This window comes from Exiguobacterium sp. s123 (assembly GCF_018617075.1).
Lineage (GTDB): Bacteria > Bacillota > Bacilli > Exiguobacteriales > Exiguobacteriaceae > Exiguobacterium > Exiguobacterium profundum.
Genome location: NZ_JACSJL010000001.1, coordinates 244,450 through 267,287, shown reverse-complemented (window position 1 = coordinate 267,287; position 22,838 = coordinate 244,450). Strand labels below are relative to the sequence as shown.

Below are 22,838 nucleotides of genomic sequence, written 5' to 3'. Positions count from 1 at the left end.
GCGTTTATTCTTTCCTGTCTCCACGTTTAGGAGGAGAAACAGATGCACACGATGACTACATTGTTAAAAAAGATGAACGAGCAGGAAAAGCTCGTCATGTTGACGGCGTATGATTATCCGTCAGCCAAACTTGCCGAATCGGCAGGGGTCGATTTGATTTTAGTAGGTGATTCACTCGGAATGGTCGTCCTTGGTTATGATTCGACGATTCCAGTGACGATGGAGGACATGCTTCATCATTCGAAAGCCGTACGCCGAGGAGCACAACATACGTTCGTTGTGGTGGATATGCCGTTTGCGTCATATCACGGAGACTTCGATCGAACGTTACAGGCAGCATCGCGCTTATTCCAAGAAGGTCGTGCGGATGCCATTAAACTAGAAGGGGCCGGTGACGTGCTTCAGACGATTGAGCGTTTGACACAAGTCGGCATGCCATGTGTCGCCCATTTAGGGTTGACCCCTCAATCGGTTGGCGTCCTAGAAGGATATAAAGTACAAGGGAAATCCCTTGAGTCTGCCGAGACACTCCTTCAAGACAGCTTGGCTGCGGAGCGTGCTGGCGCGAAGATGCTCGTCCTTGAGTGTGTCCCTCATCAATTGGCAAAACGGATCGCAGAAGAGCTGACGATTCCGGTCATCGGAATCGGTGCAGGTGCAGATGTTGACGGCCAAGTGCTCGTCTATCATGACGTATTGAAATATGGGGTGGACCGTCTCCCTAAATTTGTCCAAGCGTATGCAGACGTGAATAAAGTGGCGACGGATGCCATCCGCTCTTATGTCGAAGAGACGAAGAACGGTCACTTCCCACAAGAACGTCATACGTTCACAATGGATGAGTCGTTGCTCGACTCGTTGTATGGAGGAAAATGATGAAGATTGTATCGACCGTCGAAGAATTACGCAGTGCTTTACCAACGGATCAAACGATTGGGTTCGTGCCGACGATGGGATATTTGCATGAAGGACATATGAGCCTCGTTGAAAACGCGCGACGGGAAAATGACGTCGTCGTCATGAGTATTTTTGTCAATCCGACACAGTTCGGACCGAATGAAGATCTCGACCGTTATCCCCGCGACTTTGAACGGGATGAGAAGTTGGCACGTGAAGCGGGAGTCGATGTCCTGTTCTATCCGACGACGGAGACGATGTATCCCCTTGATATGGCGCGAGTGACCGTTCGTCACGGGGCGGACGTATTATGTGGGGCGAGTCGTCCCGGCCATTTTGATGGTGTGTTGACAATCGTCTCGAAATTATTTAACCTTGTTCAACCGACACGCGCTTATTTCGGTCTAAAGGATGCCCAACAAGTGGCATTGATTGAAGGATATGTCCGAGATTATTTCGTACCGGTAGAGATTCGACGCTGCCCGATTATTCGTGAGGAGACAGGACTAGCCAAATCTTCTCGAAACGTCTACTTGTCAGATGTCGAAACGGTAGAGGCGAGTCGGATCTTCAGCGCATTGACGATGGCGCGAGAGGCACTCGATGCAGGTCAACAAGTTGATGAAGTAAAACGACAGCTGACTGAACGTTTGAACGAGATTCCGAACAGTCAAATCGATTACGTCGAGCTTGTCGATTACCCGACGCTCGGTGCCGTCTCGAGCGACTCGACTGAACTCTTGTTAGCGGTGGCCATTCAGTTTGAACGGGCCCGATTGATTGATAATATGATTTGGAAGAAGGGATGAATCCAATGATTCGTACATTTATGCACGCAAAGCTTCATAAAGCAACAGTGACAGAAGCAAACTTACACTACGTCGGTTCGATTACAATCGATGAGGATTTGATGGATGCGGTCGGCATCATGGAGAATGAACATGTACACATTACGAACAACCATAATGGTGCTCGCATCGAGACGTATGTCATCAAAGGGGAACGTGGGTCAGGCGTGATTTGTTTGAACGGTGCGGCAGCACGTCATTTCCAGGTCGGTGATGTGGTCATCATCATGGCGTACGGGCAAATGACAGCGGAAGAGGCGAAAACGCATCGTCCAAAAGTAGCCGTGTTGAACGAACAAAATGAGGTCGATCAACTTCTTTACGAAGAGATTGCTCATACAATTTTGTGAAGGATTCGGGGGTGTCGACAGAGGCATCCCCGTTTTTTCGTTATTCGTTCTATGGTAAGATGAGACAGACAGAAAGCACGAGCGTGCCAAAGATGGGATGGATGTTATGGACACGTATGTGATTGTGGATTTAGAGACAACGGGTCATTCCGTTAAGTCCGGAGATGAATTGATTGAGTTTGCGGCGGTCGTCGTACAAGAGGGCGAAGTGATTGAACGCTACAGCACCTTGATTCGACCGAGTCGACCAATCCCACCTTTTATTACGCAATTGACAACGATTAGTGACGAAGATGTAAGTGACGCACCTACATTTGAAGATGTGATTCCCGACATTTGGAAAATGCTGGATGGACGGGTATTTGTCGCGCATAACGTCGCATTTGATTTAACTTTTCTAAACGAGAGTCTTGAACAAGCGGGTTACCTTGCGTTTCAAGGGAGAGCTATTGATACAGTCGAATTGGCCCGTATCCTGTATCCGACTTTAGAGAGCCATGCGTTAGAAGCGCTATCGGATACGTTTGACCTCGTACATACAGACGCACATCGGGCACTCAGTGATGCAGAGGCGACGGCAGAGCTCTTCATCCGGATGCTCGACCGTTTGCGCGATTTACCGATGGTGACGCTGAAACGACTTCGAGAGTTATCAGAATCATGGACGAGTCATATCGAACCGTTACTCGATGAGATCATCCTTGAGGTTGGGATTCGTCCAGACGACGAAACCCGTTTTGATATCCACCGCAAAATTGCGTTACGACGACCGGTAGATGCGTTCGTCCCGGCGACAGAACGTGAACCGTTCGAGCCGTTCCTTTTGCGGACGATTGAAGAGACGCTCCCTTCACTGTTTGATCAGTTTGAACCGAGACAGAGTCAATTCGAAATGATGCGTCACGTCTATAAAGCGTTAGACGATGAGGAAACATTGTTAGTCGAGGCGGGTACGGGAACGGGTAAGACGCTTGCGTACTTGATTCCGAGTGCCCACCATGCCCTCGAGACGAAACGCCCGGTCGTCATTAGTACGCATACCATTCAATTGCAAGAACAGTTGTTAAATCGAGACTTGCCTGTTCTTCGTCAGATTTTTCCTGAGATTGAATTCACGTTGTTGAAAGGAAGACGCAATTATATCGATTTACGCAAGTTCGAGATGGTGCTCGACGAATCGAATGATGGTCTTTTGGCATCGATGTGTAAAGCGATGGTGCTCGTCTGGCTCACTGAGACCGAGACCGGGGACTTAGAGGAACTTTCATTTCCGGGCTCAGCGACACAAGGACCCGCTTCGTTCAAGCGTTTGATTCAAGCAGATGCTTCAAGTGATTTTGGACGGTTCGATCCGTGGTATAGCCGTGACTTTTTCACGAAAGCCGTGTTGCGCTCGAAAGAAGCGGACCTGATTGTGACCAATCATGCCTTACTGTTCTCGGACTTACAGCATCAGGCAGGCATTTTACCGACGGACACGCCTCTCGTATTAGATGAGGCCCATCAAGTCGAAGAAGTGGCCTCTCATCATTTCGGTGTGACATTTGATGCGATTCAATTTGACCGTCTCTTCAAATGGTTCGGCTACGGAGCGGATGGCAAATTCCATTCTCGCATTATCCAGCTAGCCGATTTGACATCTGTAACCGAAGAGGCAGAGGCATTCAGTCAACAGATCGATTCGGCCCTTGCTCGGGTCGAGGAAGAACTCGAAGATCTTCTGACGTCTCTTCAATCGTTAGGTAAGAAAAAAGAGCCTCGACAAACGGTTCGTTTCGAGCGGGAAGGCGCAACGTTTAGACCAATTCGAGAAGTGGCCAATCGACTCGAGGACAAACTACGGACGTTGCGGACGTCACTCCGACATCTTCATCGCCTGCTCGATGAACGTAAAGAACATATGACGTTCAAACAGCGCGCCCTTCTCGGTGATTTAAAAACGTTGATTGGAGACGTGCGCGAACTCGAGAGTGTCATCTATGAGACGATGCTGACGCGTGACGATGATGCGGTCAGCTGGGTCGAACTGAATTTAGGAAATCGGAAATTAACCTCGGTGTACACCCAACCGGTCGAAATCGGACCGCTGTTGCATGAACGTCTGTTTAAGAAGCGACCGACAATCTTAACATCAGCGACGATGACGGTCTCAGGGAAGTTCAGCTTTATGGAACGACGCCTCGGATTAGAAGGAGAACCGGTTCGAAGAGTCGTCTTACCGTCGCCATTCAACTTCAAAGAACAGTCCAAACTGTTTGTACCGTCGGACTTCCCGTTGATCAATGAAGTGCCGCTCCCTCAGTTCGTCGATCAGACGGCCCAGTCGATTGTCCAAATCGCGAACGTGACGAAAGGAAGGATGCTCGTCTTGTTCACTTCAAACGAATTGCTTCGACTCACTTATGAACAAGTGAAAGATCACCTTGATCCGTCTTATACACTTCTCGCACAAGGTGTGAGCGGTGGCTCACGTAGCCGCTTGACGAAACAGTTCAAACGGATGGAGCAGTCGATTCTCTTTGGAACAGCTAGCTTTTGGGAAGGTGTCGATATTCCGGGGGAGGCGTTGACATGCCTTGTCATTGTAAGACTTCCCTTCGCACCGCCCGACCAGCCGATCATGCAAGCTCGTTCTGAGAAAATTGAAGCGATGGGGAAATCACCGTTCTTTGAGTTATCCTTGCCCCAAGCGGTCATTCGCTTCAAACAAGGTGTCGGTCGATTGATTCGATCGAAAGGGGATTATGGTGCCGTCTTCGTGTTCGACCGGCGTGTGGAGACGACGCGTTACGGCAAACAGTTCATCAACAGCTTGCCTAAAGTTGACCGGATTGAAGGAACGCTTGAAACGTCGTTATCCGAGTTAGAGTTGTTCTTAGACGAGAAGGAAAAGTCTGTGGCACGAAATGACAGATAACGCTAGGCATCACGATATTATCGTTTTATAATGATACGTATAGTGTTTTTGGAGGAGGAGTCAATATGAACTCGAATATTGAGACGCTGGCGAGCGTGCGCATCGAACCGACTGCGGACGTCTACAAAATTGTCGACTTATTGAATCGGACCTTAAAGAGTCAGGATTTAATGTTCGGTTTGTCACTTGAGAAGAAAGTGAATGATCCGAAGAAGGAAGAGATGGTCTTCACCATCTATCGTACAGAATGACCAGAAAGGCAAAATGGATCGTCTCATTACTGGCGGCACTGATTGGTGTCGTCCTTGTCTTTAGCGTGATGTATCGATTCACCATCGGTCATACAGAGAATCAAAAAGAAAAGCTCGTCGAAACGGCGATGGCACGATTGGCTGAAGAATCTCCAGACGCGAGAGTGGGTCAGGGAGAACTGTTCAATGGGACAGAGGCATATGTCGTCTTCCCAGAAGTAGACGGAAAGTCCATTTGGTTTGTCCCATTGGATAAAAAGCTGGAGATCGAGCAACGAGAAATCGGTGAAGTGGACGCTACTGACGTCTGTTCGAAGTCTGTTGAGGAGACAGGCGGACAACTGGTCAGCTGTAAGATTGGTTTTGACGAACGGGCACTCATCGAAGTGGTCACGAAAGCGGATGCGTCTTATACGTATTCGTACTATACGCTTCAGACCGGAGAATTTATTCGACGGGTCCAATTGACCGATCAAATGTAATGAATTAGAGGGGGATTATGATGGAACATCTATTAGCGAAACGTGTAAAACAACTCACGCCATCGACTACCTTGGCGATCACAGCTAAGGCGAAGGCACTGAAAGCTTCAGGCAAAGATGTCATTGGTCTCGGCGCGGGTGAACCTGATTTCAACACACCAGAACGAATCATCGATGCTGCTTGTCAAGCCGCTCGAGATGGAGACACAAAATACACGCCATCTGGCGGGACAGTCGCGTTGAAAGATGCCATCATTGAAAAGACGAAACGCGATAGTGGATTGTCGTTCGAACGCAACGAGGTGATGGTGGCTTCAGGTGCGAAACATGCCCTTTACGCTTTGTTCCAAGCTATTCTAGATGAAGGGGACGAAGTGATTGTCCCAGCCCCATACTGGGTCAGTTACCCGGAACAAATCAAATTGGCGGACGGGGCACCTGTCTTGGTCGACACGAATGAAGAGACGTCATTTAAATTGACGCCAACGCAACTCGAGAGTGCGATCACTGCTCGTACGAAGGCAGTCATCTTGAACAGCCCATCCAATCCGACGGGAATGATTTATACGAAAGAAGAGCTACAGGCACTCGCCGATGTCGTTCTTCGCCACAATCTTCTCGTCGTCAGTGATGAGATTTACGAAAAGTTGATTTACGGTGATGCGTCGTTCGTATCGATTGCGACCCTTCCGAATATGCGTGAACGCACCATCATTATCAATGGTGTCTCGAAATCTCACGCGATGACAGGTTGGCGAATCGGATATGCCGTTGGGGACGCAAAAATCATCGGGGCGATGACGAACTTGGCCTCACACTCGACATCCAACCCGACATCTGTCGCACAAGCGGCTGCGGTAGAGGCATACAATGGACCACAAGAAGATGTGGAAATGATGCGTCAATCGTTCGAGGAACGACTTGAAATCGTCTACGACCGTCTCGTCAAAATTCCTGGCATCACGTGTTTGAAGCCGCAAGGTGCATTTTACTTATATGCCAACGCGAAGGTCGCGGCCACAGAGAGTGGCTATGACACTGTCGATGCTTGGTGTGAAGCTGTTCTTGAAGAAGCAAATGTGGCACTCGTGCCTGGTTCTGGCTTCGGACAAGACGATTACGTACGATTATCCTATGCAACTGAATTAAAACGCGTATTAGAAGCGCTCGATCGAGTGGAAGACTTCGTTACGAAGCGCGCTCGATAAGCGAAAGGATGGAAATGAACATGACAACTATTTCGATTAACCAATTTAAAGACTATGAAGGCCAATCTGTCCGTGTAGGCGCGTGGATTGCCAACAAACGTTCAAGTGGAAAGATTGCTTTCCTTCAATTACGTGACGGTAGCGGTTTTGCTCAAGCGGTCGTTGTAAAAGCTGATGTGGCGGAAGAGTTATTTACACTTGCCAAAGGGATCACGCAAGAAACGTCGGTTTGGGTCACAGGGAATGTCAAATCTGATGGTGGACGTACACCACTCGGATTTGAATTGGAAGTGACAGATTTAGAAGTGATTGCGGAATCGGTTGATTATCCAATCACACCGAAAGAACACGGAACGGAATTCTTGATGGACAACCGTCACTTATGGCTCCGTTCACGTCGCCAACACGCGATTATGAAAGTTCGTAACGAAATCATCCGTGCGACGTATGAATTCTTTAATAAAGAAGGATTCGTCAAAATCGATCCGCCAATCCTTACGAGCAGTGCACCGGAAGGGACGACAGAATTGTTCGAGACAGACTATTTCGGTCAGTCGGCCTACCTTTCTCAGACGGGGCAATTGTACATGGAAGCCGCGGCGATGGCCCTCGGAAAAGTATTCTCATTCGGTCCAACGTTCCGTGCGGAGAAATCAAAAACACGTCGTCACTTGATTGAGTTCTGGATGATCGAGCCGGAGATGGCATTTGTCGATCATGACATGAACCTCGAGATTCAAGAGCAGTACGTCTCATACATTGCACAGTCGGCACTTGCGAACTGTAAAAATGAATTGGAACTACTCGGACGTGACCTTGAGAAATTGGCACAAGTACAAGCGCCGTTCCCACGCGTTCGTTACGAAGATGCCATCAAGTTCTTGAAGGCAGAAGGATTCGATGACATTGAATACGGGGATGATTTCGGTGCACCGCACGAGACGGCGATTGCCAACGCACATGATCAGCCGGTATTCATCACGCATTGGCCAAAAGAAATCAAACCGTTCTATATGAAAGTAGACCCTGAGAACCCAGAACTCGTTCTGTGCGCAGACTTGATTGCTCCAGAAGGATATGGTGAAATCATCGGGGGATCTCAACGTGAGGACGACTACGATCGTCTAAAAGAAGAAATCATCAAAGAAGGTCTCGACGAAACGGATGCGTATGATTGGTACCTTGAACTTCGTCAATACGGTTCGGTCCCACACTCTGGTTTCGGACTTGGTCTCGAGCGTACAGTCGCATGGATCAGTGGAATCGAACATATCCGTGAAGCGATTCCATTCCCACGTTTATTAAACCGAATTCACCCTTAACGATTAATCGGGGAAGACGTCATGTCCTCCCCGATTGATGTGTCTTAGAAAGGAAGTGCGACATGGATGCACATCAATTGATTCAATTATTCGAACAAAGTCCGGTCGTCATTCCACGAAAGCTGTTCACCGATGCGAGACGCCTCGACTTGTCACCCGTCGAGTTCAGTCTGATTGTCCATCTTCTTGAAATGGCTGGGGAAGGCATCGTCATGCCGCTCCCGAGCGAGTTAGGGAAACGCTTGAATGTTTCGGAGAATGAGGCGCGATCAGTACTCCTCGGTCTATTGCAAAAAGAGTTGATCGCCATTGACGCTTCAAGTGATGGTGAGCGATATAGCCTATTGCCACTTTTCGAAGCGTTACAAGGGGAAGAGAAAGTTGCGCCCCAGCAGACACTGAATGAGAATATCATTCATACGTTTGAGCGGGAATTCGGAACGATCACCCCGTTCGAGATTGAACAAATCGTCGGCTGGATGACGGAAGATGGCTTTAGCGAGGAACTCATCATGGCCGCGCTTCGGGAAGCGAAACTTCGAAACGTGCGAAACTTCAAATACATGGACAAAATCCTGCGTGTTTGGCAAGATCATCATGTCGAATCGCTCGAGGATGTCGTGGAATATCAACGGAGGAATAAGTGATGTTGACGCGAGCACAATTACAGGAAGTGTCAGATACGATGAAGCAGATGTTCCCGGATGCTCATTGCGAGTTGACGCATCAAAATCCATTCGAATTGGTCGTCGCCGTCGCGCTCTCCGCACAAGCGACGGATGCGCTCGTCAACAAGGTGACACCAGGATTGTTTGAAGCGTTTCCGACTGTCGAGGCGATGGCAGCGGCTGACGTGTCTGAGATTGAGGCATTGATTAAACGGATTGGTCTGTACCGTAACAAAGCGAAGAATGTAAAAGCACTCTCAGAAAAAATTGTGAACGAGCATGGTGGAATTGTCCCTTCTGACCGAGCATCGTTGGAGGCGCTCCCTGGAGTCGGTCGTAAGACAGCCAATGTCGTCCTTTCTGTTGCATTCCATGAACCGGCGTTTGCGGTTGACACGCATGTGGAACGAGTATCCAAACGTCTCGGTATTTGTCGCTGGAAAGACAATGTCCGCCAAGTCGAGGATACATTAATGAAAAAGTTTCCACGCGAGGAATGGTCACAACTTCATCATCAATTCATCTTCTTCGGACGATATCATTGCAAGGCACAACGCCCAGGCTGTGAGGCATGCCCACTGTTGCATATGTGCCGTGAAGGAAAGAAACGAATGAAGTCACAGAAAGTCACCACATAAAAAACGCATCGACACGAAAGGTGTCGATGCGTTTTTGCTTAATGATTCCAAGGATGGTCGCTCCATTCGCGACGTTTTTTCGTGATCGGCACTTTTTTGAAGCCCCAGTTTCGGAAATCTTGGTCCGGACTTTCTTTACGGATGTAAATTTTGTCCTTAATGGCTTTAAAGATTCGGTTCTCGTCCCCATAATGGACGAACCGTGGTTTCACTTCAATCACGCCACGACGAACGCGAGAAAGTGGCAGACAGACGAGGTCAGCGATTTCTAAGCCAGATTGATACATCGTGTTCTGCTTCTCAGAGAAGATGAAGCCTTTAATTTTTTGACGGCTCTTTTCGACGTCTAAATGAACGGTACCTGAGTTGAAAATATCAAAGAATGCTTTTTGAATCAGTAAGTTCTGATAATCGTCTCGGGATTCCAGGACGACCCGGGCACTTACTGCCTCTGTTTCTTCTAAAAACGCATAGAATGACTTCATCAAGTGAGCGAACGCAACGACATACGGATCTTTGGGCGTCGAATAAAAGTCATGGAGCTTCTGTTTATCGACCTCGACACTGACGATCGTACAGTCGATTCCTCGTAAAAATTCAGGGAGCTTATCCCAAAAGTCGCGCAACATATCAATCGTGATCCCATCTTCTTTTCCGTAAGGATGTTCCGCTTTTAAAATTTCTTTTAAATGAAGTGGGATATGCTCCGTTTTGAACACATCTCGTTTGAACGCCTGAAGACGTCGTTTCAATTCACACGGTAGTCCAGTTTCGTCTGCATCGATTGAATACTTATATTCCATCAGCACGCCCGTCAAGTTAAATTGCGTGTTCCCCTTCGGCGTACCTGTCTCGTCGACGAACATGACATACTTCTTTCCACTTTCCATCCAATCCCTCCAAAACGGATTAACAGTAACGTCTTTAAGCATCCTATTTTATTTCCAAATGGTGATTTGGTCAATCTATTGCACAGGTATTGCACATTTTTTTCGAGAATGACATCAATTAGGTTTATCGGTGTGTCATCTTGGATAAACACTAAGGGTGCTATTATCATAGAAAAACAATCGGGATATACATAACGAGAGCTTTTCAATTTGGATACACAATCGCTTACATACTAGTTTAACATACGGGAGTTTGGTACGATATGTGTTGCGGTAAATCCACACAAGTGTCGACCGACAGAAGTCGACAATCAGACCTGAGACGGAAGGAACGAGTGGACCGACCTGTTAATATGTATGTATGGGGTGACGACATTGTTCCATTATCCAAACGGTAAAAAGGCAAACGTGACAAAGACAACAAAGGGGGAAGGAATTTCGAAGCAATCATCGAATTCTCAAACCTATGCGAATCGCGGAATGAACTTGGAGACGCTGTTAAATGAAACGAATGAATTTTATCGGATTCATCAACGAGCCGTCATCCACAAAAAACCAACCCCTCTCCAAATCGTCAAAGTCGACTACCCGAAGCGAAGTGCCGCCAAAGTAACGGAAGCCTATTTCAAACAGGCATCTACGACCGATTACAACGGTGTTTATCGTGGCAGGTACATTGACTTTGAAGCGAAAGAAACGAATAATAAGACGTCGTTTCCACTCGGCAATTTTCATGACCACCAAATCGCCCACATGCGTGAGTGTGAACGTCATGGAGGGATTTGTTTTGTCATCATCCGCTTTAGTCGCTATAATACGCAATATGTATTGACCACCGAGCAACTTGTTCGGTGGTGGGAACAACGATTAACGGGGCGAAAATCGATTCCGCTCAGCTTTATCGAAAAGGAAGCGATTGAAGTTCCGACGAGAGCCTTACCGTCGATTGATTATTTGACGGTGCTCGATCAATGGCTCGATTGAATAGAAGGAGTGAACCATGAATGGAGCGAAGTAGGGTCGCACGTCGACAAGATTCGACGACGAATAAACGCAAAAAAACTGGGAAACAACCAAAGACGAAAAGTAAGAAACCGATGTGGAAACGCATCTTTTTATTAGGCTTCATGTTATTTATTGCTGCGGTAATCGCATTCGGCGCCTATACGGTATATGCCATTGCGACGGCACCAGAGCTAGATGAAGAAAAGCTTGTCGATACGTACCCGATTCAGTTGATTTCGGCTGAAGGAGAACCGCTCGAAGGGGCAGGTCAGATTCGCGAGTATGTCTCAATCGACGACATTTCTGAAGTGATGCAACAAGCGGTCGTGTCAATCGAAGACCGTCGTTTCTATGAGCATAATGGGATTGACTTACGTCGAATCGGCGGAGCCGTCGTTGCCAACTTGACAGACGGTTTCGGTGCGGAAGGTGGATCGACCATCACGCAACAATTGGTCAAGCAGTCATTCCTTTCGACAGATAAGAAGTTGAAACGTAAGCTGCAAGAACAATGGCTCGCACTCAAACTCGAGCGTGAGTATACGAAAGAACAGATTTTAGAGATGTACTTGAACAAAAACTATTACGGTAGTGGTGGATATGGTGTGCAAACTGCATCGAAACGTTACTTCAACAAACCGGTCTCTGAGGTCAATTATCAAGAGGCCGCGATTCTTGCCGGTCTCCCACAACGTCCAAGTGCCTATGATCCAATCAATGGTGATCAGGAGTTGACCCGCTACCGTCAAGAGCAAGTCCTGTCTGCGATGAAACGTGACGGACATATTTCTGAGGAACAGTACAATGAGGCACTTGATGTCGCCATTGCTGACGTCATCTCACCTGGTGAAGAGACGGAAGAAGAAGCGTTCACACGTGCGATTTATTCACGAGTCCAAGCCGAGCTTGAAGAAGATTACGGTCTAGAACAGTCAGACATTTATGGAACAGGTTTAAAAGTCTATACGTCTATCAACAAAGAGTTGCATACAAAATTCAATAGTGACATTAAATCGGATAACGTGAACATTCCAGGCGGAAGCTTCCCGGCCGACGAACTCCGCATGGGTGCAACGGTATTGAATACGAAGACTGGTGAAATTGTCGCGATCATCGATAGTCAACAGGCAAAACAAGGTGACAAATCGTATCGTGATTATTCGAATGAAAAACGTCAAATCGGTTCGACGGCCAAACCGATCTTTGATTACGGTCCAGGAATCGAGAACGGACAATGGTCGACAGGGAAGATCTTACTCGATGCACCGCTCGAGGGGTCCTATAAACCAAACAACTATTATCAAGAATATCGTGGTCAAAACACGATGCGGTATTTCTTAACGATTTCAGGGAACACACCTGCTGTTCGAGCTTTCCAAGAAGTTCGTGATGAATTTGGTCAAGGAGCCATCGAGTCCTTTGCAAAAAACCTCGGCGTTGAACCGATGTACGCCGGAGAGGAAGTATTAGAAGCGAACGCCCTCGGTGCCGCTGAAGCGAGCACGACTCAAATGGCAGCGGCATATGCTGCCTTTGGGACGAATGGAATGTATACAAAACCGCATTTGATTCAAAAAATTGAATTCAATGACGGTTCAAGCATCAATTCGCCAATCAAAGCGAAGCAGGCAATGGAAGACTATACGGCATACATGTTGACGGACATGCTTCGTGATGTCGTGAGCGGTGCGAACGGGACGTATGAACCCGGTGCCTTCCCTTGGGACGTGGCAGGTAAGACGGGAACGACCAACGATGAGCAAGACAAGTGGTTTACTGGATATACGACGGATTACTCGATTTCCGTTTGGACGGGTAAAGTGAGCGGTGCTAGTGAGACTGCCAATAAACCGAACTACGCCCAATACTATTTCGAGTACATGATGCAACAAGTGACGAATGCGACGGGACAACCGGATCGATTCCAACGTCCGGACTCAGTCTTGTCACTTGGCAATGAACTCTATGTAAAAGGGACAAAACCAAAAGATCTTCAACCTGAGAAGTTGGTTGCTCCGACTGGGGCAAGTGTCAACTATGACGAAGAAGCCCAAACTGGTTCTGTCTCATGGTCATACGATTTCGATGGTGCGCAAGCAGATGGCTATACGGATGTCACGTTCACAGTGACACAGAAGTCAGCTGACGGAAGTGAGCAAGTCGTCGGAACGACCGGGGAGACGAGTGTAAATATTGCAAACTTGGCCGAAGGAGACACAACGTTTACCATTGTCGCGAATGCAACGAACCCGTTGACGGGTGAGCAGCAATCGGCACCGGCGCAAGCGAGCTACTCAATCGAACCGAAAGAAGAGCCAAAGGAAGAAGAGGAAAACCCTTCTGACGAGGAAAATTCCGAAGATGAACCATCAGACGAAAATAACGGGAACGGGAATGAAAACGGAAATGGTAACGGAGACGGAAACGGAGAAGATACCACCGGCGAACAAACTCCTGATGAACCGGCAACAGATGAAGGTTCTGGCGAAGGAACAGACGAACCAACTGACGGAGATGATTCAGGAACTCCGTTAGAGGGACAATCCAATGGTGAATCGTCTGACACGAATCGTGGAAATGGCAATTCAAACAATGGGAATAACTAAGGAAAGCAGGGCGACATTGTTCGCCCTGTTTTTCGTTTGACTTTGCTATAATGAAAAGAAAGGGAACAGGATGGTGACACATGGTTCAACTCTCTTTAAAACGCAAGATGAAAGTACTACTTGTCATAGATCGACTGCAAGACGATGATTTCGGCGTGCCTCTCGGTGGACATCTCGGGTTAAAGCTTTCACATGTGCTCTTAAAAGAGTCGATACCGTTTGGGCGTCTCATCCAGGACCAAACCGTCGCCGAAGCGATCGGACATGCTTACTTGAAACGAATCGGAGTCGAGACCATGTTCACGGGCGAAGAATCCTATTATCCGGAACTTCTTCGTGGCAACCGTCAACTCAGCTCAACAAACGAAGATTATTATAAAACGGTGCAACGCTACGTCAAACATCTTTTAGCGGTTCATTCAAAATGTACGAAACTACATACCATCGTCTTGTTCGGACGGTCGACGCAACGTCTGTTTTCAGATGCGCTCATCCGCCTCGAAGAAGAGAATGAGCATGTCGCTGCTACATTTAACGAGATGGCCATCTTTCAGATGCCCGCCGTATCGAGAGTGGTACGAGATGAACGGATTCATCAAATCCGACAAGTCGTAGCGGATCTTGCCCCTTCGAATGCGTAATGAAAGAAGGTGACTGGATGCGAAAATCTCGCTCTGTCGAAGAAATGATCAAACAACTAAAAGACGATCCAGGTTTTTCAAACCACGTACGTCATTGGTACACGGTCGACGCTCGTCCGGCACAATATGCCCCAATTCCAGAACAAGTGCCTGAACAATTGGCGAATGTACTTAAGAATCGCGGAATCGAGCAGCTGTACACGCATCAAGCCGAGGCTGTGAAACAAACGGCGGCTGGTCATTCGACGGTCATCGTGACACCGACGGCTTCAGGAAAAACGCTTTGTTACAACTTGCCCGTCCTATCGAAGATGATTGAAAAACCTACAGCCCGTGCGCTTTATCTTTACCCGACAAAAGCACTCGCGCAAGATCAAAACAGTGACTTGATGGAGATGGTCGAAGCCCTTGAAGGGAATTTACGATGCTTCACGTATGATGGAGACACATCACCTGCGGCACGAACAAAAGTCCGCGATGCGGGGAATATCGTCATCACGAATCCGGATATGCTACATTCCGGGATCTTACCTCATCATACGAAATGGATTCGTCTTTTTGAGAACTTAGAATATATCGTCGTCGACGAACTCCATACGTATCGTGGCGTATTTGGAAGTCATGTGGCGAACGTGTTTCGACGCTTGAAGCGAATCTGTGCCTATTATGGCAGTCATCCGAAATGGATCATGACCTCAGCGACCATCGCGAACCCGCTTGAACTTGCCGAGCTATTGACGGAAGAAGAAGTCGTTTTAATCGATCGGAACGGGGCACCTCAAGGGAAGAAACATCTTGTGTTCTACAACCCGCCTGTCGTCAACGAAGCACTCGGAATTCGTCGAAGCGCAACGCTCGAGACGAAACGAATCGCCTCGAGGCTCGTGGAAGCGAACATTCAAACGATTGTATTTGCGCGGTCGCGCGTACGTGTCGAGGTGCTATTGACCTATTTGCAGGAATTGACACGTCGGGAGCTCGGACCAAAGTCTATTGTCGGTTACCGTGGCGGCTATCTTCCATCTGAACGTAGAGAAATCGAACGGCGGTTACGGAACGGGGAAATCAAGGCGGTCGTCTCGACAAACGCGTTGGAGCTCGGTGTCGATATCGGCCAACTGCAAGCGTGTGTCTTAAATGGGTATCCTGGAACGGTCGCTTCCTTATGGCAGCAGGCTGGTCGGGCCGGACGCCGCCATTCAGAATCACTCGTTGTATTTGTCGCATCCTCGTCATCACTCGACCAACTCGTCGTCGAACAGCCGGACATGATTTTAGAACGTTCACCGGAAGCGGCCCGGCTTGACCCGAATAACTTGATTATTTTAGTGGACCATATGAAATGCGCCGCATTCGAGTTGCCTTTTCAAAAAGGAGAGCGATTCGGAACGGTCGATACGGAAGATATATTAGAGTTTTTGACGGATGCTCACGTCTTGCATGAACGGGCTGATAGATATTATTGGATGACGGATTCATTTCCGGCTCATGACATCTCGCTTCGGACGAGTGAACAAGAAAATGTCGTCATCGTCGATCAGACGGCAAAACATCAAGTCATCGGTGAAATGGACACGTTCAGTGCCATGACGTTGTTACATGATGAAGCGATATACTTACATGGAGCCGAGCAATATCAGGTCGAAAAACTCGATTTTGAGGAGAAGAAAGCGTATGTTCGCCGAGTTGACGTCGACTACTACACAGATGCGAATTTAGCCGTTGAACTGAAGGTGCTTGAAGAGAATAAGACAGATGGAGTGAAGACGTTTGGTGAGGTATCGGTCATCGCGATGGCCACTTTGTTCAAGAAAATAAAATTTGGGACGCATGAGAACATCGGGTCGGGCCCGATTCATCTACCGGAGCGAGAGCTGCATACGACAGCGACATGGTTCACGTTGGATGAGCGATTCGCCTACTCGGAGGCGGACCTCGAAGATCAACTTGAAGCGGTCAGTGATTTGATGAGACGGCTTGCACCACTCTATCTCATGTGTGACACGCTTGATTTATTCACAACGATTCAGATGAAGTCGACACATACGAGTAAGCCGACCGTCTATCTGTATGACCGCTATCCTGGAGGAATCGGGCTCAGCGAGGCGCTCTTTAAAGATGCAGACATGGTGCTTGAAGCGGCAGAACGGACGGTATCCGACTGTCCGTGTGAGAGCGGATGTCCCCGTTGTGTCGGCATGGTTGGATACGGTGACTTCAAGCAGCAAGTCATTCGCCAGTTGCAAGGATTGAAAGGAACGATATGAAAGCTAAACTATCTAGATTAATCAAAACGAACGAACCTGCCCCAAAAGCTAGTGTTGCGACCCCTGACGAAGTGGAGCAACAAAAGTGGAAGGATCATGGGGGCGAGATTTTAACGTTTGAGGGGGAATGGTGCGTCCGGATCCGGAAGACATATCCCCTTGATGAGGTGTATCACGACTTCGAGTTTGGAGAAGCAGGACAGATGATGGCTCGAACCGAGCATCCGTTTTTCGCCGTCGACTTAGACCCCGACCAAGTCCTGTTCATGGATACGGAGACGACTGGTTTACGTGGGTCTGGAACGTCGATTTTTTTAATCGGGTTTGCACGGATTCGTGCGGAACAACTTGAAATGATTCAATACGTGTTACCTCATCCGGCGTTTGAAACCGCCTTTTACTATCATTTCTTGCAAGACATCGGAGATGAGGTACGATTCGTCACCTATAACGGGAAGTCATTTGATTGGCCTCAAATCAAGACGAGACACACGTTCGTCAAATCACGGGTGAAACAATTACCTTCAGTGGGTCATGTCGATTTACTTCACGCTGCAAGACGATTGTTAAAACCGAGGCTAGAATCAGTATCATTAAAAGCGGTCGAAGCATACTTTGGTCATGAACGAACGGATGACCTTCCTGGCTTCTTGGCACCGATGCACTATTTTCAATACGTCAAAGAGCGGAATCCAGAAATATTGCTGCCGGTCCTTGAGCACCATCATGCGGACTGTTTAAGCCTCGTCTCCTTGTATACGCGTCTCAGTCAGCTTGTCACGACCCCGGTAACTGATTTCGGAGAGGAACGTGCCCACTGGCTACATGACCTTGGCGAACAAGATCAAGCGCTGAGGGAGTTTGAGCAACTCCCGAGTCCATCGAAGCGTGCCATCATGCGGCAAGCGATGTTATTAAAACGAGCTGGACGATTCGAGGAGGCCATTCCGCTGTTTGAATCGATTCATACGATTGAAGGGTACGTCGAACTCGCCAAATATGCAGAGCATAAACAAAAGGACGTGGCTTTAGCGATGGATTACACGGAGCGAGCGTTAGAGATTCTTGATCAAAAGCGGACGGTGTTACGTCAAACGATGCAACGCGAGAAAGATGCGTTAGAACATCGCCGTGCTCGCCTAGAAAGGAAGCGAACATGAAAGTAGTAGCCGTCACAGGATATCGTCCTCATGAACTCGGTATCTTCAAAGCGGATCATCCAGGTATTGAAATCATTCAAGAAGCTTACCGGAAAAAGATACTTGAAGTCATCGAATTAGGTGCTGAATGGTTCATATTTAGTGGAACGAATGGTTGTGAATTGTGGGCCGGACAAGTATTGTTAGAGTTAAGAGAAACCTATCCGATTAAAATCGCCGTATTTCCGCCGTTCTTAAACATGGATGAGCGCTATAAACCATTCGAACAAGAACTATTTGTGCAACTGCAACTCGAGGCAGACTTTTTTGAGCCGCTGACACAGCGTCCATACGAAGACCCGAGTCAGCTACGGGCAAAAACAGCGTTCTTTTTAGATAAAGCAGAAGGATTGATCACCTTGTATGACGAAGAAACGGAAGGAAGTCCCCGGTTTCTAGTCGATGGGGCTCGGCGAAAGCCGAACATGGAAGTTTTCTTGATCACACAAGAAGACTTACGAGTCATTGAAGAAGAAAAACAATGGGAACAACAATGGGAGTGATATGATGCAAACGGAATTAACAGCAGAAGCGATTTATAAACAAGAATTCAAGACGGCGTTACGTGGTTATTCACAAGAAGAAGTCGATCAATTTTTAGATGTCGTCATTCGCGATTATGAAAAAATGGCGAAAGAAATCGAGCGTCTTCAAAAAGAAAACGACTCGTTGCGACGGGAACCTGCGCCTGTATCGGAACCGGCTAAACCAGCACAGCCGGTTGCTTCAAATTATGATATGTTACGCCGAATTTCAAATCTTGAAAAAGCGGTCTTTGGAAAGCAAGTCGGTCCAAGCGAATAACAAATAGGGGGTGGAGTCCATGTTGCAAGTGTTAACGGCCACGGAGAAACAACCAGTCAAACAACAGACAAAAAAGCTGTTTCGTTTGAAAGAAGAAGTGATGAAAGCACCAACCTGCTATACAGATCGTCTCGTCGAAAACATCAGACAAACATGCCGATTTGATTGGATGATGATTGAACAAGTCAAATTAGGGGATGATCTCATTCATTACGTGCTCGTCGGACCTAAAGGCGTATTCTTGATTCAATTAAATCGAACTCCAGCCCCCGTCCATATGACGAACCGGGAATGTCGAACCGAGACCTCGATGGGGTGGAAACAGGTTTATCCTCATCCTGTCACGGAATTAGAACGGATGACCAAACAGGTGCGGTCACGATTAAAAAAAGAGTGTAATCAAGCAATTCCCGTCTATTCGTTTTTAATTTTCCCGGAAACGGAACGATTGAAGTTAGAACGAATTAAGGCGAATTGTGGAGATTCATTCGCTCTAGTGGATCAAGTGATCAATAAAACGAACCTTGAGACGTTGACAGAGCCGCTCGTCAAACAAATCGCTTATTATTGTTCTGAGCGACAAGTACATAAATAAGATGAAGGCCGAATGATTGTATTCGGCCTTCATCTTATTTTAAAAGTTCTCTTGCTTTTGCCGCATCATCTCGGTGAACGAACAGTGCAACGCGATCGTCCAAGTTTTTTGCGAGCGGCTTTAATAGTTTACCGGTCGGTAGTCCTTGTTCCACACGACAGGTGATGCCCTGCTCGGTCAAATAATGATAATCACCTAAAAGTTCTTCACCTTGTTTCCCGAATGCTTCACCGAAACGAACCCACTTTAAGTTGCGAATTGTCCGAATCGAGACCAAAATGACAAACAAAATGGCGAGTACGATGATCAATAATGTTTCCAATGCCTTCAACCCCTTCTTTACACAAGTTTAATGGTGTGGCGAGTTGAAAGCAATATGGAGCGAACGGTATACTGAAATGGAAAAGAGGGGATGAAATGAAAAAACCGATTCAATCGAGACGAGAGGCGATCTCACTCCTAGAAAATCAGCAAGTACTCTATATTCGAATTCATAACGGACAAACGGGTATGATCAAATCGACAGAGGAAGGTATCATCGTGGCCATTCCAAATGAAGAGACAGATCAAATCGATTTCCGAAAATTAGAAGATATCGAGGCGTTTGAAGCGTTTTACGATTTGACGCTCTCGAAACCAGGTATTCTATATGTAAACGTTGAATAGTCATGACATGGAGAGCTTCACCCATTCGGTGAGGCTCTCCATTTATACACGTTTAAGAGGAAGGCAGCCAGACGGCCAACTTGTCCTGTAACGGCTTTAAGCGAACATGATGTTGCTTATGCAACAAATAACCGTCTGGACGAATGACTAATATGCCACGTTTCATAAAAAGTGATTTGGCTAGTTCGTTTCCTTGATCGAAAAACGGGCGACTCGTCCTAGTTAAGGTAATCGTTTGAATGAACGGCTGGTTCTTGTTCAAATAGTCATAAATGGACGTCAAATCACGTTTCCCGTCGTCAAATACGAGCACTTGAAACCGTCCGTCCGCGATTTCGGATATTTTTGTCCGAAACCCGTCATCCGTTCGTAAAATCTCAGTCTCCGGAAAGATCTTTCCTTCCGCGACGCGACGAAACGGTAACCGAAGCGCATTCGGATACGATAAATGGAGCTGAGAAATCCGTTCGGTGATCTTTTGGTTGACGAGATTGACGCGAGTGAAGACATCCGCACCGATTGCTTGGAACGGCAAAAGCATCGGGAGGGTCGTCTGCAACATCTCCGTTGCGATATTCGTCGTCTGTAGCACATTGCGGGCAACATGTTCGCGCTCGTCCCGATAGGTGGACACGACGTGATGGGGAGCGCCAGTTTTGAGATGTAACCACAGTTTCCAACCTAAGTTGAAGGCATCCGCTATCCCGGTGTTCATCCCTTGTCCGCCGACCGGGGAGTTAATATGTGCCGCATCCCCCATGAGAATGATGCGATTATGGATGAACGTATCGACCATGCGATTGTGCACACGGAATAAAGAGAACCATTCAACATCGTGAATATGGACCGGCATATGACTGCGTTGCTCCACCAATTCTTGAAGTTCCGATTCTTGGAATGATTCATCCGTTCTCAAGTTTCCCGTGATACGAATTGTTTCATCCGTGAGCGGGAAGACTTCAAGCACTCCTCGATCCGAAAAAAAGATATGAACCTCTTCCCGGGATATCGGCCAATCCGCCTTCAAATCGGCTAACACCCAAGCCTCTTTAAATGATTTACCGCTAAACGGAAGGGCGAGCATCCGACGAACCGAGCTGTTTGCTCCATCGGCGGCGACAACATATTTCGCTTCAACGGCACGAGTCACCCCATCAGTCGCGGTCAAATGTGCGATGGTACGGGATGGATATTGGGTAATGGATGACAAGGTTTCCCCACGCTTCACAACATGTCCATGGTTTCGTAGGGCACGTTCCAAAATCTCTTCGGTTTCATTTTGACGTAACAACGTCACGAACGGATAAGGGGTCACAAGTTTGGAGAACTCAAGCTTTGCTGTCCACTGTCCCGAAAAATATAGATTCCCCCGCTCGATTGTTCGGGCACGCTCTAGCACTTCTTGCGCAACATCTAAACGAGAAAACACTTCGATGGTCCGCGGCTGGATCCCGATGGCTCGTGAATTGTCCGACGGGGTCGTCTTACGATCAATGATTTGAAAAGATACGCCATATCTGGCTAAGGTGAGTCCGAGCGTCAGGCCGGTTGGTCCGGCACCGACAATCAATACATCCACTTGTTCGTCCACGCTGATCAACTCCTATCATTAATAATGATATTTCCGACATTGGCAGCGACTAAACGAAAAGTAGGGTATAGAACGATATATGATATTCGATGATGGAAGGTGAGTGAGCATTGTGCAGCCATGGATCACAGAAGAAAAAATTCGAGATAGTTTTACAATGGATGAAGATTATGAACAGACAGCGGCAGTGTTAATCCCACTCGTTCAAATCGATCAGGAATGGCACGTCGTGTTTGAGGTACGCGCCCACACGATGCGGCAGCAACCTGGGGAGATTTCATTTCCAGGGGGACGCCTTGAAAAAGGAGAAACACCCGTAGAAGCGGCAATCCGAGAAACATGCGAAGAGTTAGAGATTTCTGCAGATAAAGTAGAAGTCGTAGGCAAATTGCGACCGCTTGCTACGCCTCATCGTCAATTGATTTATCCGTTTGTCGGAATTCTATCGGAAGTACCGAGTGTGGAAGGGACGGATGAGGTCGATCATTTGTTTACCGTACCGATTTCTACCTTGCTCATGATTGATCCATTCCACGGAGAGATGGAATGGACAATGAGTCCGGATCAAAATATTCCGTTAGATCGATTGGCGAATGCTAAAGCGTACAAGAAACGGGTAATTAAAATGAAAGAACCTTTTTATGAACATGAAGACTACATCATTTGGGGACTTACTGGAAAATTCTTGACACAATTTATTAAACGGATAAAAGAAAACGTATTCAAACGGTTATAATTTCGTTATAATGATAGAAACAAATTTAGATTGGAAGTGAATGGGTGTGTCTGAAGAATTCCTCGTAGGTGATATCGTGAAGTCGACTCGTGAAGGATGGGTCGCTGAAGTGACCGCCGTACTGACCAATACTGTGATCGGTGACGTCTCGATCATGGAAGAGTTTCAACAGCTCGGACTCGAGTTCGAGAAACAAGTTTTACTAAAATCAGAATTGGAATTGATTGAACGCGCCAGCTGACCTTTTTCTGAAAGGG

The 22,838-nt window shown here is 47.4% G+C and carries 24 protein-coding genes; 21 read left to right on the top strand and 3 right to left on the bottom strand.

Annotation, left to right across the window (positions count from 1 at the left end):
- The first annotated feature begins 42 nt into the window (after positions 1-42).
- The 10 genes from panB to nth all read left to right on the top strand — a co-directional run bounded on the left by panB (position 43) and on the right by nth (position 9,581).
- On the top strand, positions 43-876 hold the full coding sequence (gene panB, locus KNO72_RS01395) for a 3-methyl-2-oxobutanoate hydroxymethyltransferase (RefSeq protein ID WP_214757094.1): 834 nt from the start codon (positions 43-45) through the stop codon (positions 874-876).
- Positions 876-1,706, top strand: a complete 831-nt coding sequence (gene panC, locus KNO72_RS01390) for a pantoate--beta-alanine ligase (protein WP_214757093.1) — start codon at positions 876-878, stop codon at positions 1,704-1,706. The genes panB and panC overlap by 1 nt, the downstream gene beginning before the upstream one ends.
- Positions 1,707-1,711: 5 nt before the next feature.
- Positions 1,712-2,095, top strand: coding sequence for an aspartate 1-decarboxylase (gene panD, locus KNO72_RS01385; RefSeq protein WP_015881490.1), 384 nt, complete (start codon positions 1,712-1,714; stop codon positions 2,093-2,095).
- Positions 2,096-2,201: 106 nt separating this feature from the next.
- Entirely contained in the window at positions 2,202-5,012 is a 2,811-nt protein-coding gene (dinG, locus tag KNO72_RS01380) for an ATP-dependent DNA helicase DinG (protein WP_214688844.1), read from the top strand.
- Positions 5,013-5,077: 65 nt separating this feature from the next.
- The gene (locus KNO72_RS01375) at positions 5,078-5,263 is read left to right on the top strand and encodes a YpmA family protein (protein WP_015881492.1); all 186 of its coding nucleotides are present in this window, start codon (positions 5,078-5,080) and stop codon (positions 5,261-5,263) included.
- Positions 5,260-5,745 carry a hypothetical protein gene (locus tag KNO72_RS01370; protein ID WP_015881493.1) on the top strand — a complete coding sequence of 162 codons (486 nt, stop codon included), beginning with the start codon at positions 5,260-5,262 and terminating at the stop codon, positions 5,743-5,745. The genes KNO72_RS01375 and KNO72_RS01370 overlap by 4 nt, the downstream gene beginning before the upstream one ends.
- 20 nt (positions 5,746-5,765) lie before the next feature.
- Positions 5,766-6,953, top strand: coding sequence for a pyridoxal phosphate-dependent aminotransferase (locus KNO72_RS01365; protein ID WP_214688843.1), 1,188 nt, complete (start codon positions 5,766-5,768; stop codon positions 6,951-6,953).
- Positions 6,954-6,973: 20 nt separating this feature from the next.
- On the top strand, positions 6,974-8,275 hold the full coding sequence (gene asnS / locus KNO72_RS01360) for an asparagine--tRNA ligase (RefSeq protein ID WP_031423961.1): 1,302 nt from the start codon (positions 6,974-6,976) through the stop codon (positions 8,273-8,275).
- A 62-nt stretch (positions 8,276-8,337) separates the two neighbouring features.
- The gene (locus KNO72_RS01355; protein WP_214688842.1) at positions 8,338-8,922 is read left to right on the top strand and encodes a DnaD domain-containing protein; all 585 of its coding nucleotides are present in this window, start codon (positions 8,338-8,340) and stop codon (positions 8,920-8,922) included.
- Positions 8,922-9,581 carry an endonuclease III gene (gene nth / locus KNO72_RS01350; protein WP_074037165.1) on the top strand — a complete coding sequence of 220 codons (660 nt, stop codon included), beginning with the start codon at positions 8,922-8,924 and terminating at the stop codon, positions 9,579-9,581. The genes KNO72_RS01355 and nth overlap by 1 nt, the downstream gene beginning before the upstream one ends.
- Positions 9,582-9,619: 38 nt before the next feature.
- On the opposite strand, the gene KNO72_RS01345 is transcribed toward nth, so the two are convergent.
- Positions 9,620-10,471: a DUF3800 domain-containing protein gene (locus KNO72_RS01345; protein WP_035387865.1), complete on the bottom strand. Its 852-nt coding sequence runs from the start codon at positions 10,469-10,471 to the stop codon at positions 9,620-9,622.
- A gap of 357 nt (positions 10,472-10,828) precedes the next feature.
- Here KNO72_RS01345 and recU point away from each other — a divergent pair, with 357 nt between their 5' ends.
- The 8 genes from recU to KNO72_RS01305 all read left to right on the top strand — a co-directional run bounded on the left by recU (position 10,829) and on the right by KNO72_RS01305 (position 19,588).
- On the top strand, positions 10,829-11,455 hold the full coding sequence (gene recU / locus KNO72_RS01340) for a Holliday junction resolvase RecU (protein ID WP_078146759.1): 627 nt from the start codon (positions 10,829-10,831) through the stop codon (positions 11,453-11,455).
- A gap of 20 nt (positions 11,456-11,475) precedes the next feature.
- Complete coding sequence (locus KNO72_RS01335; RefSeq protein ID WP_078146760.1) at positions 11,476-14,082, top strand: transglycosylase domain-containing protein; 2,607 nt, start codon at positions 11,476-11,478, stop codon at positions 14,080-14,082.
- A gap of 80 nt (positions 14,083-14,162) precedes the next feature.
- The gene (locus KNO72_RS01330) at positions 14,163-14,723 is read left to right on the top strand and encodes a hypothetical protein (protein ID WP_078146761.1); all 561 of its coding nucleotides are present in this window, start codon (positions 14,163-14,165) and stop codon (positions 14,721-14,723) included.
- A 17-nt stretch (positions 14,724-14,740) separates the two neighbouring features.
- Positions 14,741-16,990 (top strand): DEAD/DEAH box helicase, encoded by a 2,250-nt coding sequence (locus KNO72_RS01325; RefSeq protein WP_214757092.1) that lies wholly within the window; start codon positions 14,741-14,743, stop codon positions 16,988-16,990.
- Positions 16,987-18,150 carry a ribonuclease H-like domain-containing protein gene (locus KNO72_RS01320; RefSeq protein ID WP_214757091.1) on the top strand — a complete coding sequence of 388 codons (1,164 nt, stop codon included), beginning with the start codon at positions 16,987-16,989 and terminating at the stop codon, positions 18,148-18,150. Before KNO72_RS01325 ends, KNO72_RS01320 begins: the two co-directional genes overlap by 4 nt.
- Positions 18,147-18,692: an SLOG family protein gene (locus KNO72_RS01315; RefSeq protein WP_047795387.1), complete on the top strand. Its 546-nt coding sequence runs from the start codon at positions 18,147-18,149 to the stop codon at positions 18,690-18,692. The genes KNO72_RS01320 and KNO72_RS01315 overlap by 4 nt, the downstream gene beginning before the upstream one ends.
- Before the next feature lie 4 nt (positions 18,693-18,696).
- Entirely contained in the window at positions 18,697-18,993 is a 297-nt protein-coding gene (gene gpsB, locus KNO72_RS01310; protein ID WP_012726115.1) for a cell division regulator GpsB, read from the top strand.
- Between the two features lie 19 nt (positions 18,994-19,012).
- A complete protein-coding gene (locus KNO72_RS01305) occupies positions 19,013-19,588 on the top strand; it encodes a nuclease-related domain-containing protein (protein WP_214757090.1) in 576 nt (191 codons plus the stop codon).
- Positions 19,589-19,622: 34 nt separating this feature from the next.
- On the opposite strand, the gene KNO72_RS01300 is transcribed toward KNO72_RS01305, so the two are convergent.
- Entirely contained in the window at positions 19,623-19,910 is a 288-nt protein-coding gene (locus KNO72_RS01300) for a hypothetical protein (RefSeq protein ID WP_012726117.1), read from the bottom strand.
- Between the two features lie 95 nt (positions 19,911-20,005).
- Between KNO72_RS01300 and KNO72_RS01295 the strand changes: the two genes are divergently transcribed.
- Positions 20,006-20,254 carry a hypothetical protein gene (locus tag KNO72_RS01295; RefSeq protein WP_012726118.1) on the top strand — a complete coding sequence of 83 codons (249 nt, stop codon included), beginning with the start codon at positions 20,006-20,008 and terminating at the stop codon, positions 20,252-20,254.
- A gap of 52 nt (positions 20,255-20,306) precedes the next feature.
- Here KNO72_RS01295 and KNO72_RS01290 read toward each other — a convergent pair whose 3' ends face one another.
- A complete protein-coding gene (locus tag KNO72_RS01290; RefSeq protein ID WP_078146765.1) occupies positions 20,307-21,845 on the bottom strand; it encodes an FAD-dependent monooxygenase in 1,539 nt (512 codons plus the stop codon).
- A 112-nt stretch (positions 21,846-21,957) separates the two neighbouring features.
- Here KNO72_RS01290 and KNO72_RS01285 point away from each other — a divergent pair, with 112 nt between their 5' ends.
- Positions 21,958-22,581 carry an NUDIX hydrolase gene (locus tag KNO72_RS01285; protein WP_270814078.1) on the top strand — a complete coding sequence of 208 codons (624 nt, stop codon included), beginning with the start codon at positions 21,958-21,960 and terminating at the stop codon, positions 22,579-22,581.
- 40 nt (positions 22,582-22,621) lie between these two features.
- A complete protein-coding gene (locus KNO72_RS01280) occupies positions 22,622-22,822 on the top strand; it encodes a DUF2187 family protein (protein ID WP_012726121.1) in 201 nt (66 codons plus the stop codon).
- Positions 22,823-22,838: the final 16 nt, after the last annotated feature.

Coding starts and splice junctions, on each gene's coding strand:
- panB (WP_214757094.1), top strand. CDS start 43: ATGCACACGATGACTACATTGTTAAAAAAGATGAACGAGCAGGAAAAG.
- panC (WP_214757093.1), top strand. CDS start 876: ATGAAGATTGTATCGACCGTCGAAGAATTACGCAGTGCTTTACCAACG.
- panD (WP_015881490.1), top strand. CDS start 1,712: ATGATTCGTACATTTATGCACGCAAAGCTTCATAAAGCAACAGTGACA.
- dinG (WP_214688844.1), top strand. CDS start 2,202: ATGGACACGTATGTGATTGTGGATTTAGAGACAACGGGTCATTCCGTT.
- KNO72_RS01375 (WP_015881492.1), top strand. CDS start 5,078: ATGAACTCGAATATTGAGACGCTGGCGAGCGTGCGCATCGAACCGACT.
- KNO72_RS01370 (WP_015881493.1), top strand. CDS start 5,260: ATGACCAGAAAGGCAAAATGGATCGTCTCATTACTGGCGGCACTGATT.
- KNO72_RS01365 (WP_214688843.1), top strand. CDS start 5,766: ATGGAACATCTATTAGCGAAACGTGTAAAACAACTCACGCCATCGACT.
- asnS (WP_031423961.1), top strand. CDS start 6,974: ATGACAACTATTTCGATTAACCAATTTAAAGACTATGAAGGCCAATCT.
- KNO72_RS01355 (WP_214688842.1), top strand. CDS start 8,338: ATGGATGCACATCAATTGATTCAATTATTCGAACAAAGTCCGGTCGTC.
- nth (WP_074037165.1), top strand. CDS start 8,922: ATGTTGACGCGAGCACAATTACAGGAAGTGTCAGATACGATGAAGCAG.
- KNO72_RS01345 (WP_035387865.1), bottom strand. CDS start 10,471: ATGGAAAGTGGAAAGAAGTATGTCATGTTCGTCGACGAGACAGGTACG.
- recU (WP_078146759.1), top strand. CDS start 10,829: ATGTATGGGGTGACGACATTGTTCCATTATCCAAACGGTAAAAAGGCA.
- KNO72_RS01335 (WP_078146760.1), top strand. CDS start 11,476: ATGGAGCGAAGTAGGGTCGCACGTCGACAAGATTCGACGACGAATAAA.
- KNO72_RS01330 (WP_078146761.1), top strand. CDS start 14,163: ATGGTTCAACTCTCTTTAAAACGCAAGATGAAAGTACTACTTGTCATA.
- KNO72_RS01325 (WP_214757092.1), top strand. CDS start 14,741: ATGCGAAAATCTCGCTCTGTCGAAGAAATGATCAAACAACTAAAAGAC.
- KNO72_RS01320 (WP_214757091.1), top strand. CDS start 16,987: ATGAAAGCTAAACTATCTAGATTAATCAAAACGAACGAACCTGCCCCA.
- KNO72_RS01315 (WP_047795387.1), top strand. CDS start 18,147: ATGAAAGTAGTAGCCGTCACAGGATATCGTCCTCATGAACTCGGTATC.
- gpsB (WP_012726115.1), top strand. CDS start 18,697: ATGCAAACGGAATTAACAGCAGAAGCGATTTATAAACAAGAATTCAAG.
- KNO72_RS01305 (WP_214757090.1), top strand. CDS start 19,013: ATGTTGCAAGTGTTAACGGCCACGGAGAAACAACCAGTCAAACAACAG.
- KNO72_RS01295 (WP_012726118.1), top strand. CDS start 20,006: ATGAAAAAACCGATTCAATCGAGACGAGAGGCGATCTCACTCCTAGAA.
- KNO72_RS01280 (WP_012726121.1), top strand. CDS start 22,622: ATGGGTGTGTCTGAAGAATTCCTCGTAGGTGATATCGTGAAGTCGACT.